At 70.4% G+C, this 12,290-nt stretch carries 10 protein-coding genes; 6 read left to right on the plus strand and 4 right to left on the minus strand.

Annotation, left to right across the window (positions count from 1 at the left end; genetic code table 11):
- Positions 1–73: 73 nt before the first annotated feature.
- Positions 74–499 carry a hypothetical protein gene (locus ACFYOH_RS02265; RefSeq protein WP_388620158.1) on the minus strand — a complete coding sequence of 142 codons (426 nt, stop codon included), beginning with the start codon at positions 497–499 and terminating at the stop codon, positions 74–76.
- A 97-nt stretch (positions 500–596) separates the two neighbouring features.
- On the opposite strand from ACFYOH_RS02265, the gene ACFYOH_RS02270 reads away from it, so the two are divergent.
- From ACFYOH_RS02270 to ACFYOH_RS02295, 6 genes are all read left to right on the plus strand, one after another.
- Entirely contained in the window at positions 597–1,187 is a 591-nt protein-coding gene (locus ACFYOH_RS02270) for an ArsR/SmtB family transcription factor (RefSeq protein ID WP_388620161.1), read from the plus strand.
- Positions 1,168–3,207, plus strand: a complete 2,040-nt coding sequence (locus ACFYOH_RS02275; RefSeq protein WP_388620164.1) for a thioredoxin domain-containing protein — start codon at positions 1,168–1,170, stop codon at positions 3,205–3,207. Before ACFYOH_RS02270 ends, ACFYOH_RS02275 begins: the two co-directional genes overlap by 20 nt.
- Before the next feature lie 216 nt (positions 3,208–3,423).
- The gene (locus ACFYOH_RS02280) at positions 3,424–4,692 is read left to right on the plus strand and encodes a glycosyltransferase (RefSeq protein WP_388620167.1); all 1,269 of its coding nucleotides are present in this window, start codon (positions 3,424–3,426) and stop codon (positions 4,690–4,692) included.
- Positions 4,689–6,335 (plus strand): ArnT family glycosyltransferase, encoded by a 1,647-nt coding sequence (locus ACFYOH_RS02285; RefSeq protein ID WP_388620169.1) that lies wholly within the window; start codon positions 4,689–4,691, stop codon positions 6,333–6,335. The genes ACFYOH_RS02280 and ACFYOH_RS02285 overlap by 4 nt, the downstream gene beginning before the upstream one ends.
- Positions 6,332–7,501: a glycosyltransferase gene (locus ACFYOH_RS02290; protein WP_388620172.1), complete on the plus strand. Its 1,170-nt coding sequence runs from the start codon at positions 6,332–6,334 to the stop codon at positions 7,499–7,501. The genes ACFYOH_RS02285 and ACFYOH_RS02290 overlap by 4 nt, the downstream gene beginning before the upstream one ends.
- 2 nt (positions 7,502–7,503) lie before the next feature.
- Positions 7,504–9,906, plus strand: a complete 2,403-nt coding sequence (locus ACFYOH_RS02295; RefSeq protein WP_388621040.1) for a galactose oxidase-like domain-containing protein — start codon at positions 7,504–7,506, stop codon at positions 9,904–9,906.
- 5 nt (positions 9,907–9,911) lie between these two features.
- Here the strand turns inward: ACFYOH_RS02295 and ACFYOH_RS02300 are convergent, their stop codons facing one another.
- From ACFYOH_RS02300 to ACFYOH_RS02310, 3 genes are all read right to left on the minus strand, one after another.
- Positions 9,912–10,634 carry a Mut7-C RNAse domain-containing protein gene (locus tag ACFYOH_RS02300; protein WP_388620175.1) on the minus strand — a complete coding sequence of 241 codons (723 nt, stop codon included), beginning with the start codon at positions 10,632–10,634 and terminating at the stop codon, positions 9,912–9,914.
- 33 nt (positions 10,635–10,667) lie between these two features.
- The gene (locus ACFYOH_RS02305; RefSeq protein ID WP_388620178.1) at positions 10,668–11,312 is read right to left on the minus strand and encodes a TetR/AcrR family transcriptional regulator; all 645 of its coding nucleotides are present in this window, start codon (positions 11,310–11,312) and stop codon (positions 10,668–10,670) included.
- Between the two features lie 208 nt (positions 11,313–11,520).
- On the minus strand, positions 11,521–12,231 hold the full coding sequence (locus ACFYOH_RS02310) for a hemolysin III family protein (RefSeq protein WP_388620181.1): 711 nt from the start codon (positions 12,229–12,231) through the stop codon (positions 11,521–11,523).
- Positions 12,232–12,290: the final 59 nt, after the last annotated feature.

The raw sequence follows: 12,290 nt of genomic DNA on the forward strand, positions 1-12,290 counted from the left end.
GAGGGAGCGGCGGCCTGTCCGAGGGAACGCGGACGCCAGTCCGCAGACCTCGCTCCGAGGGCGGGCCGGCCGCTCAGCGCCGGGCGGTCCGCCGCCCCTTGCCCACGGCCAGACGCACGCATGCCCCCGCCAGCGCCCCCTCCGCCACCGCGCACAGCAGCGCCTCGGCCAGCGGGGCGCCCGTGCCCGCGGTGGTTATGTCGAACCAGGCGTCCAGCACCGCCACCGATGCCGTCGCCGAAGCCGTCAGGCGGGATCTCGGGTCGCCCCGCAGGCCGAGCAGGGCCGTCGCCGCGCAGCCCGTCGCCATGAGGACGTCGAGGCCGATCCAGGCCAAGGGCCAGTTGTCCACCTCGGTGCTGCCCGGCAGGGTCAGGGCCAGCACCACCGTCCACGGCACCAGCAGGACCGCCGCCGCCCCCAGCAGGACCAAGGGCCACCTCTTTCGTCCAGTCGCCGTCATGGTCATGGTCGCGCTCACACCCTCCCCGTCCGTCATCTCGGCTGCCTCCACCGTAGATCCCAGAGAAAGTTCTGCAAAGAAAGCTCGGCAGACATCGGGGACTTCTCGGGGTTCTCGGGGTTACCGTGACCGCATGACCGACGGCCTGCCCGAGATGACCAGCCTGGAGCGCACCGCCCTCTACAAATCCCTCGGCAACCCGCTGCGCCGCCGGATCCTCGAATACCTCGGCCGGCACGGCGAGGCGAACTCCACCGTCCTCGCCCGCGAACTCGGCGAGAGCTCCGGCACCACCAGCTACCACCTGCGAAAACTCGCCGAGCAGCGGCTCATCGAGGAGATCCCGGAGAAGTCCGGCGGGCGGGAGCGGTGGTGGCGCTCGCTGCCGTTCGGCCACACCACACCCGACCCTGCCGCGATGACCCCGGAGGAGTACGAGGCCGCCGCCCGGCTCGCCCATCTGAAGATCGAGTTCGACACCGCCCTGTACCGCCGCGCCCACCAGGAGTACCGCGGCCCCGAGGGCTGGGCCCAGGTCCAGCGCCACGGCACCTGGCTGACCAGGGAGGAACTGCTCGCCTTCATGCGGGAGTACCACGCCCTGCTCGACCGCTACGGCCACCTCCGCGAGGACGCCCCCGAAGGCGCGCGCCCCATGAACCTGCGCTTCTACGCCGTCCCCGAGCCCGTGGGAGAGTGGAACGGTGAACCGACTGGCCCATGAGACGTCCCCGTATCTGCTCCAGCACGCCGACAACCCCGTCGACTGGTGGCCCTGGTCGGCCGAGGCCTTCGACGAGGCCCGCAAGACGAACAGACCCGTCCTGCTGAGCGTCGGGTATTCCAGCTGTCACTGGTGTCATGTCATGGCCCACGAATCCTTCGAGGACCAGGCCACCGCCGACTACCTCAACGAGCACTTCGTCACGATCAAGGTCGACCGCGAGGAACGCCCCGACGTCGACGCCGTCTACATGGAGGCCGTGCAGGCCGCCACCGGGCAGGGCGGCTGGCCCATGACCGTCTTCCTCACCCCGGACGCCGAGCCCTTCTACTTCGGGACCTACTTCCCGCCCGCGCCCCGGCACGGCATGCCCTCCTTCCGGCAGGTGCTGGAAGGGGTGCAGCAGGCCTGGAGCACCCGCCGTGACGAGGTCGCGGAGGTCGCCGGGAAGATCGTGCGCGACCTCGCCCAGCGGGAGATCGTCCGGCAGGGCGACCGCGCGCCCGACGAGCAGGAGCTCGCCCAGGCCCTCCTCGGCCTCACCCGCGAGTACGACCCGCAGCGCGGCGGGTTCGGCGGGGCGCCCAAGTTCCCGCCGTCCATGGTGCTGGAGTTCCTGCTGCGGCATCACGCCCGGACGGGCGCCGAGGGCGCGCTGCAGATGGCGCAGGACACGTGTGAGCGGATGGCCCGCGGGGGCATCTACGACCAGCTCGGCGGCGGGTTCGCCCGGTACTCCGTCGACCGTGACTGGATCGTGCCGCACTTCGAGAAGATGCTGTACGACAACGCGCTGCTCTGCCGCGTGTACGCCCATCTGTGGCGGGCCACCGGATCGGACCTCGCCCGGCGCGTAGCCCTGGAGACCGCAGACTTCCTCGTCCGCGAACTGCGCACCGACGAGGGCGGGTTCGCCTCCGCGCTCGACGCCGACAGCGACGACGGCACGGGCCGGCACATCGAGGGCGCGTACTACGTGTGGACGCCCGAGCGGCTGCGCGCCGTCCTCGGGGACGCGGACGGCGACCTCGCCGCCCGGTACTTCGGCGTGACCGACGAGGGCACCTTCGAGCACGGGCAGTCCGTCCTGCAACTTCCGCAGAGCAGCACCGTCTTCGACGCCGAGAAGATCACCTCCATCAGGGCACGGCTCCTCGCCGAGCGCGCCGGGCGCCCCGCCCCCGGCCGGGACGACAAGGTCGTCGCCGCCTGGAACGGCCTCGCCGTCGCCGCCCTCGCCGAGACCGGTGCCTACTTCGACCGGCCCGACCTGGTCGAGGCCGCCCTCGGCGCCGCCGACCTGCTCGTCCGGGTGCATTTCGACGAGCACGCCCGGCTCGCCCGCACCAGCAAGGACGGCCGCGTCGGCCCCAACGCCGGCGTGCTGGAGGACTACGCCGACGTCGCCGAGGGCTTCCTCGCGCTCGCGTCCGTGACGGGCGAGGGCGTCTGGCTGGATTTCGCCGGACTGCTCCTCGACCATGTGCTCGCCCGCTTCGCCGACCCCGGCACCGGCGCGCTCTTCGACACCGCGTCGGACGCCGAGCGGCTCATCCGCCGGCCGCAGGACCCCACCGACAACGCCACCCCGTCGGGCTGGACCGCGGCGGCCGGTGCCCTGCTGGGCTATGCCGCGCACACCGGTTCCGAGCCGCACCGGACCGCCGCCGAGCGCGCGTTGGGGGTCGTGAAGACCCTGGGTCCGCGCGTGCCCCGGTTCATCGGCTGGGGGCTCGCCGTCGCCGAGGCCCTCCTCGACGGGCCCAAGGAGATCGCCGTCGTCGGACCAGGGCCCGACTTCGCGGACGAGCGGACAACGGCCCTGCACCGTACGGCACTTCTGGGCACCGCCCCGGGCGCCGTCGTGGCCGTCGGCACAGCGGACAGTGACGAGTTCCCGCTCCTCGCCGACCGGCCCCTGCACCAAGGTGAACCGACCGCGTACGTCTGCCGTAACTTCACCTGTGACGCGCCGACGACCGATCCGGAACGGCTCCGCGCGTCCCTGAACAGGAGCTGAGCATCCGGAACCCCGGCTACCGGAAGGTGTGAACTGTCCGAAAGAGAGCAGGTGTTCGGATAGATCCCACTACTGATACCCCCGTTCCGAAACAAGCTATTTATCGGAAGAGCTCCCGCACTTCACAGATCCCCCCTACTGTCTCCACAGCGGGTCGACGGGCGGTCACTCACCGTCGCCCACACAGGGGGAATTCAGGGATCTGGGGGGATCTTTTTGCTCACGTCTGTCTTCATCGCCGCCGTCTCACTGGCCCTGTTCTGGATGGCGGCCTTCACCCTGTGGTGGCAGATGCACGCGTGGCGCACGCCCGAGGTGCTGGCCTCCACCCGGTTCGGCAGACCGGACGGCGACGAACACCTGTCGTTCTCACTGCTGCTGCCCGCCCGGCACGAACAGGCGGTGCTGGACCACACCATCCAGCGGCTGCTGGAATCCACGCACACCGACTTCGAGATCATCGTGATCGTCGGGCACGACGACCCGGAGACCACCGAGGTGGCCGAGAAGGCCGCCGCACGGGACGCGCGCGTCCGCGTCGTCGTCGACACCCACGAGAAGAAGAACAAGCCGAAGGCCATGAACACGGCGCTGCCGCACTGCCGCGGTGACGTCGTCGGGGTCTTCGACGCCGAGGACCAGGTCCACCCGGAGCTGCTCGCCCACGTCGACCACGCCTTCCGGACGACCGGGGCGGACGTCGTCCAGGGCGGCGTACAGCTCATCAACTTCCACTCCAGCTGGTACAGCCTGCGCAACTGCCTGGAGTACTTCTTCTGGTTCCGCTCCCGGCTGCACCTGCACGCGCAGAAGGGGTTCATCCCGCTCGGCGGGAACACCGTCTTCGTACGGACCGGCGTCCTCAGGGAAGCGGACGGCTGGGACCCCAACTGCCTCGCCGAGGACTGCGACCTGGGCGTACGCCTCTCCAGCGTCGGCAAGAAGGTCGTCGTCGCCTACGACTCCGACATGGTGACCAGGGAGGAGACCCCGGGTTCCCTGATGTCGCTGCTCAAGCAGCGCACCCGCTGGAACCAGGGCTTCCTGCAGGTGTACCGCAAGAAGGACTGGCGGCAACTGCCCGGACTCGGACAGCGGCTGCTCGCCCGGTACACCCTGATGACCCCGTTCATGCAGGCCTTCTCCGGCGTGATCATCCCGCTCAACGCGGCTGTCGCGCTCCTCCTCGACGTGCCCGTCGGCGTCGCCTTCCTCACCTTCCTGCCGCTGGTCACCGCCGCCGTCACCTTCGTCTTCGAGGTGGTCGGGCTGCACGACTTCGGCAAGCAGTACGGCCTGAGGGTCCGCCTCGTCCACTACGTGAAGCTCGTCGTCGGCGGCCCCTTCTACCAGGTCCTCCTCGCCGGAGCCGCGATCCGTGCCGTCTGGCGCGAGCAACGCGGCCGCAACGACTGGGAGTTGACCACGCACGTCGGCGCACACCTCACCGCGGCCGAGCCCATCCGAGAGGACGTTCCTGCGTGACCTCCACACTTCCCGCGGTGACCGCAGCGAAGGTCCCCGCGCAGCGCCCACCTGTGCCGGAAGGCCGTACGGCCGCCCGGACAAGCCCGCCGCCACGGCTCCGCTCCTCCCGCCCCGACCTGCTGCTGTGCGGGGTCCTGCTCGCGGTGATCGTCCTCGTCCAGGGCTGGAACATCGCCGCCTACCCGACGCTCAGCGACGACGAGGGCACCTACCTCGCCCAGGCCTGGGCCGTCCAGCAGGGCCGGGGCCTCGCCCACTACACCTACTGGTACGACCACCCGCCGCTCGGCTGGATCCAGATAGCCCTGCTCAGCTGGCTCCCCTCGGCGATCAGCCCCGGCTCGATGACCGTCGGCACCATGCGGCTGACCATGCTGCTGGTCAGCGGCGTCAGCGCGGTCCTCGTCTACGTCCTCGGCCGCCGGCTCTCCCTGCCCCGCTGGGCCGCCGGACTCGGCATGGCCCTGTTCGGGCTCTCCCCGCTCGCGGTCGTGCTCAGCCGGGAGATCTTCCTCGACAACATCGCCGTGATGTGGCTGCTGCTGGCGTTCTGCCTCGCCGCCTCGCCCAGCCGCCACCTCTGGCACCACTTCGGCGCGGGCCTCGCCGCCGCCGCGGGCGTGCTCACCAAGGAGACGATGCTCGTCGTCCTGCCCGCCCTGTTCGTCACCATGTGGCGGCACAGCCACCGCGACACCCGCAAGTTCGCCTTCACCGGAGCCGTCACCGGCTGCGCCCTGATCGGCTTCTCCTATCCGCTGTTCGCCCTGCTCAAGGGCGAGCTGTTCCCGGGCGCCGGACACGTCTCGCTGTGGGACGGCATCACCTACCAGATGTCGAGGCCCGGTTCCGGATTCATCCTGGACCGCTCCTCCGGCTCCTACGGAGTCCTGCACTCCTGGCTGTACTACGACCGCGTGCTGCCCCTCGGCGGCCTCGCCGGAGCCCTGCTCCTGCTGCTCACCTGGCGCTGGTCGGTCACCGCCCGCTCCCTCGCCGGACCGGCGCTCACGGTCGCCGTCCTCGCCGTGGTGGCCCTGCGCCCGAACGGCTATCTGCCCGCGATGTACATCATCGGCGCGCTGCCCTTCCTCGCCCTGGTCCTCGCCGGCGGCGCCGCCTCCGTCGCCCACGCGGTCCTCAGCAGGTGGCGCTCGGAGGGCGAGAAGCGCCACCTCACCGGCGGCCGGTACGCGCTCGCCGCCGTCCTGGCCCTCGCCGCCGGCGCCTATGTCGTACCGCACTGGTACGACGGCGACCGCACCGCCGTCACCGCCGACGCCAACAAGCCCTACCGGCAGGCCTCCCACTGGCTCGGCACCCAGGTGGCGGACCCGAAGGACACCCGCGTGCTCGTCGACGACGCCCTCTGGCTCGACCTCGTGCACGCCGGATACCGGCCGGGGCTCGGCGCCATCTGGTTCTACAAGGCCGACCTCGACCCGGCCGTCGGCAAGACCATGCCGCACGGCTGGCGGGACATCGACTACGTCGTCGCCTCGCCGACCGTCCGCCGCGACGCCAAGGACCTGCCCGATGTGCGGGCCGCGATCCGGCACTCCACGCCGGTCGCCACCTTCGGCACCGGACCCGACCGCATCGAGATCCGGCGGATCCAGGTTGGGGGAGGCGCGCGATGAGCGAGTACACCGCCCCGGCACAGGGTCTCGACGCCGTGGAGGTCCCCGAGCCCGGCGCCGTCACCATCGTCGTACCGACGTTCAACGAGTCCGCGAACATCCGGCAGTTGCTGCACCGGATCACCGAGTCGGTGCCGGCGCGGCTGCCCTGCGAGGTGCTCTTCGTGGACGACTCCACCGACGACACCCCCGAGGTGATCCGCGAGGCCGCCCAGGACTGCCCGTTCCCGGTGGCCGTACTGCACCGGGAGGAACCCCTCGGCGGGCTCGGCGGGGCGGTCGTCGAGGGGCTGAAGGCGGCGGCCTCGGAGTGGATCGTCGTCATGGACGGCGACTGCCAGCATCCGCCGTCCCTGGTACCGGATCTGGTGGCCACCGGCGAGCGGGCGAACGCCGGGCTCGTCGTCGCCTCCCGGTACATCGAGGGCGGCAGCCGGGCCGGGCTCGCCGGCGGCTACCGGGTGGCCGTCTCGCGCGGTGCGACCTGGCTCGCCAAGGCCCTCTTCCCCTGTCGGCTGCGCGGCATCAGCGACCCGATGAGCGGTTTCTTCGCCATCCGGCGCAGCGCGGTCACGGCGGACGTGCTCCAACCGCTCGGCTACAAGATCCTCCTCGAGCTGGCCGTCCGCAGCCGCCCCCGGCAGGTCGCCGAGGTGCCGTTCGTCTTCCAGGACCGGTTCGCAGGCGAGTCCAAGTCCACCGCCCAGGAGGGCTTTCGCTTCCTGCGCCACCTGGCGGGCCTGCGCACCGCGTCCCCGGCCGCCCGCATGGTCGGCTTCGGACTGATCGGCGCGAGCGGGTTCGTGCCGAACCTCGTCGGGCTGTGGGCACTGACCGCGCTCGGGATGCACTACCTGCCCGCCGAGATTCTCGCCAACCAGCTCGGGGTCGCCTGGAACTTCCTGCTCATCGAACACCTGCTGTTCCGCGACCGGCGTGCGCACCGCCGCTGGTGGGCCCGGCTCGGCCGGTTCGCGCTGCTCGCCAACGCCGACCTGGTGCTGCGCATCCCGCTGATCGCCCTGCTCGTCGGCCGGTTGGGCATCGGCGTCCTGCCCGCCACCGCGCTCGCGCTGGTCATGACGTTCGTCCTGCGCTTCGTGGGCACCGAGGCGCTGGTCTACCTCCCCCGTCGGCGGGGGAGCCGAGCAAGGAGAGCCGTGTGAGTATGACGTACCGCAGACGCCGCAGACGGACCGCGCTGGCCGGGGTGGGCGCCCTGACCGCCGGTCTGCTTCTGACCGCGCCCCAGCCGGCGGAGGCCGCCAACCTGATCAAGAACCCCGGCTTCGAGACCGCCGGCAGCGACGACATGCCGTACTGCTGGGAGAAGTCGGGCTGGGGCGACAACGACTTCAGCTTCGAGACGACCTCGGACGCGCACTCCGGGACCAAGGCCATGAAGGTCACGGTGACCCGCCGGGTCTCCGGCGACCGCAAGGCGATGATCACCGAGTCGACGGACTGCGCGCCGGGGGTGAGCGCCGGCAAGCAGTACGACCTGGGACTCTGGTACAAGACCACCACCCCGGACGCCAACATCACCCTCTTCCGGCACGACACCACCGCCGGCTGGCAGTACTGGACCGACCTCAAGACCCTCGACATGGCCTCCACCTGGACCCAGGCCACGGTCCGCACCCCCGAGGTCCCGGCCGGCACCGACCGCATCACCTGGGGCGTCTCCGTCTACGGCACCGGCTCGGCGACCACCGACGACTACACCATGGAACAGGTGCCGGACCCGCTCCCGCCTGCCCGGTGCACCGGCACCACCGACCAGTGCGCCAACGGCAGTTGGTCGGTGCTGCCGACGCAGAACCCGGTCCGCTCCATGCACTCCGTCGTGCTCGACAACGGCAAGGTGCTGCTGATCGCCGGTTCCGGCAACAGCGAGGAGAACTTCAACGCGGGCACCTTCACCTCGGCGGTGTACGACCCGGCGAACGGCACGTACAAGGTCATCCCGACGCCGAAGGACATGTTCTGCGCGGGGCACGTCCAGCTGCAGGACGGCCGGGTGCTGGTGCTGAGCGGCAACAAGGCGTACCCGGTGGTGGGCGGGCACGGCTACGAGGGGTTCAAGGACTCGTACATCTTCGACCCGACGACCGAGACCTACACCAGGACCAATGACCTCAACGACGGCCACTGGTACCCGTCGGCGACCGAGCTGGGCAACGGTGACGTCATCTCCTTCGGCGGGCTGCGCGAGGACTCCACCGGCTCGGTGACCGCCGAGAAGTTCAGTTACGCGCAGAACCAGTGGCTGCCGCTGTCGCAGGTCAACCAGACCTGGTCGTACTGGGGCCTGTACCCGGCGATGATCCTCATGCAGGACGGCCGCCTCTTCTACACGGGCAGCCATGTCTTCGGCAACAACATCCCCGGCACGGGTTCGGCGATCTACGACTACGGCGCCAACACGATCACCCAGATCCCGGGCCTGCAGAACAAGGACGAGCGGGACCAGTCGGCGAGCGTGCTGCTGCCGCCCGCGCAGGACCAGCGGGTGCTGACGATCGGCGGCGGCAACATCGACTCCAATCCGGACGCGAACCGCCTCACCGACCTGATCGACCTCAAGCAGGCCAACCCGGCCTACGTCGCCGGGCCGCCGATCCCGCAGGGCACGGTCGACCTGGGCAACGGGCCCCAGCCGGAGACCGGCAACCAGGGCAAGATGTACGTCTCCGCGGTGCTGCTGCCCGACGGCAAGGTGCTGGAGACCGGCGGCGCCCTGCACAACCGGGCCAACCCGGTGTACGAGTCCTCGATCTACGACCCCGGCACCAGCACCTTCGCCCCCGTGGCCGCCGACCCCGAGTCCCGCGGCTACCACTCCTCGGCGTTCCTGCTCCCCGACGGCCGTGTGATGGCGACGGGCGACAACCCGGGCAACGGCACCTGGAACCACAACGTGTCGATCTACACCCCGCCGTATCTCTACAAGGGCACGCGCCCGACGATCACCTCGGTGATCAACCAGGAGTGGAAGTACGGCGACACCCAGCGGATCACGGTCGACCGGCCCATCGCCAAGGCGGAGTTGATCCGCCCGGCGGCGGTCACGCACTCCTCCGACCCGAACCAGCGCTTCGTGGACCTCCCCCTGTCGGTGGACGGCAACAACGTGGACCTGAACGTCACGAACAACCCGAACATCGCCCCGCCCGGCTGGTACATGCTCTTCGCCGTCGACGCCAACGGGGTGCCGTCGGTGGCCCGGTGGGTCCATCTGACGGGCCCGGCGGCCCTCAGCGCCGCCTCCCCGCACATCCACGCCTTCGCCGACTCCCTCACCGGCAAGGTGTCGGGCCCCGGCAAGAGGAAGGCCGCACAGCAGGTCAGCCCGACCATCTCCGGCTGCGACCGGCACTACGGCTCGGCCAACGTGTGCGTGCCGACGGTGTTCCCGCCCGAGGTGAAGAAGACGGCGGCGGCTCGATGCGCCTGGCTCAAGGAGAACAACTACGGCCGGCTGAAGGTCAACGGCACCGACGACCCCCTGGGGTTGGACCGGAACCGGAACGGGACCGCCTGTGACAAGGGGGATGTGACCAGGCGCTGACCGCGCTAACCGTGCTCCGCCAGGGCGCGCTCCACGATGGCCTCCAGCTGTTCGTGGTGGGCGCCCTTCCAGTACGCGCGGCCGCACTCGGTGCACTGGGCGAAGACGTCGTACGAGCGCTGGGTGCCGTGTTCGAGCTGGTCGACGACCTCGGCCTTCGTGGCCTGTTTCAGAAGGCCGTTGCAGGCGGTGCAGCGGGTCCAGGGGTGCAGGTCGGGGTGGAAGCGGTCCAGGACGTCGTGGAGCTGGTCGTCGGGGCGGTGGCTGTAGACGAAGGCGCCGGCCCACAGCTCGCGGCGGCGCAGCAGGCCCCGGTCGCGGCTGAGCATGACCCGCTTCTCGGCGGCCGAGCGGGCGGCGAGGGCCGCGTCGCCGATGTCCGTCGACTCGTACGCGGCGTCCACGCCGAGCAGGCGCAGGCGGCGGGCGAGCGTGCCGAGGTGGACGTCCAGGAGGAAGCGGAGCGGGGCGCCGGGGACCTGCTGGGGGCGGTCGACGGGCCGTACCTTCACCGTCTCGCCGTCCTTCGGGATGTGCGACGCCGGCACCTCGCTGCCGTCCACGACCAGTGCGCCGACCTCGGTCAGCGGGACGCCGAGGGACTCGATGACATGGCCGAGCGTCGAGACCCCGTCCGTGGCCAGGGGCGCGGCACCGGCCCGCCGGGCGTGCGGCACGAACAGGTGCAGTGCGGGGGCCACTTCGACGTGGATCTCGGGTCGGTTCACCTCGTCAGCATCGCATGCCGGACCGCCGTGACCTCAGTGGTTTTCCCTGGGCAGGCCGCGCTCCAGGACGTCGAGGGCACGCTTCATCAGCTCACGGAGGTCGCCCTGCTGGTCGTTCTCGCCCCAGTACCGGTTGACCTCCATGAGCCCGCCGATGAGCGACATGGCGTAGACCCGCACCTCGAGACTCTCCGGATCGAGGCCGGTGCGGTCCGCGATGACCTGGCGGAGCAGAAGGCTGGTGCTCGCCATGCTCTCGAACATCCGGCTGCGGATGGCCGGGACCTCGACCCCGAGCCGCACGCGCAACCGGGTCACCTCGGGGTCCTCGGACAGCGCCAGGTCGAGCGCCCGGTGCATGACGTACCGCAGGGACTGGATCAGCGGTTCGTCGGCCGGGCGGGCCCGCAGCTCCTCGGCCATCATCAGGTCGTACTCGTCCGTGAGGACGATGTCCTCCTTGGTCGGGAAGTAGCGGAAGACGGTCGACGGCGACACCTCGGCCCGCTCGGCGATCTGGTCGATCGTGGTGGCGTCGTACCCCTGCTCCCGGACCAGTGAGTACGTCGCCGCGCGGATCGCCTCCCGGGTCTTGATCTTCTTGCGTTCCCGCAGGCTGAGGCGGGGCCGGTCGGCGGGGGAGGTGCTGGGGGTGCGTGCGGCCGTCATGCCGGTCATTGTCAGGCATCCGCGACGGGGGCGGCCACGGCCGGGGCCTCCTCCCGCCCGGTGCGCCGTACGACGGGTGTGTTCGGCGCAACCATGAAATGGGAGTAGCTCTTAAAATATGGGAACTATCAATGGAGGGCTTGCCTCAGATGCTTTCAGGCGTACGAAAACGGCCACGGCTGGTGAGCCGTGGCCGGAGAGGGAGGGCTGAGGGTGTCTACGCGTGCTGGTACGCCACCAGCGAGATGCCGACGTAGTGGACGACGAACGCCGCGAGGGTGAAGGAGTGGAAGACCTCGTGGAAGCCGAACCAGCGCGGGGACGGGTTCGGGCGCTTGATGCCGTAGATCACGCCGCCCGCGCTGTAGAGCAGACCGCCGACGACCACCAGGACCAGGACCGCGATGCCGCCGGTGCGCAGGAAGTCGGGCAGGAAGAACACGGCCGCCCAGCCCATCGCGATGTAGCAGGGCGTGTACAGCCAGCGCGGGGCACCCACCCAGAAGACGCGGAAGACTATGCCGGCCGCGGCGGCGGCCCAGATGCTCCACAGCAGCCACTCGCCCTTGGCTCCGGGCAGGAGCAGCAGGGTCAGCGGGGTGTAGGTGCCCGCGATGATCAGGAAGATGTTGGCGTGGTCCAGGCGGCGCAGCACGCCGTCCATGCGCGGGCTCCAGTTGCCCCGGTGGTACAGCGCGCTGATGCCGAACAGCAGGCAGGCCGTCAGGACGTAGATCCCGCAGGCTATGCGGCCTCTGGTGGAGTCGGCGAGGGCGGTGAGCACGAGGCCCGCGATGAGTACGGCCGGGAACATGCCGAGGTGCAGCCAGCCGCGGAGCTTCGGCTTGACGTGTTGCGGCAGCGAGAGCGCCGGACCGCGGCCGTCGGCCGGCGTGTCCGTGGGCGCGTCAGGGACGGACGCAGTCATGCGGGGCATGGTACCTACGGCACCGTAAGTCGGGTGTCAGCGCGGGTCTTGGTCGATCG

Source organism: Streptomyces sp. NPDC007856 (genome assembly GCF_042868225.1).
Lineage (GTDB): Bacteria > Actinomycetota > Actinomycetes > Streptomycetales > Streptomycetaceae > Streptomyces.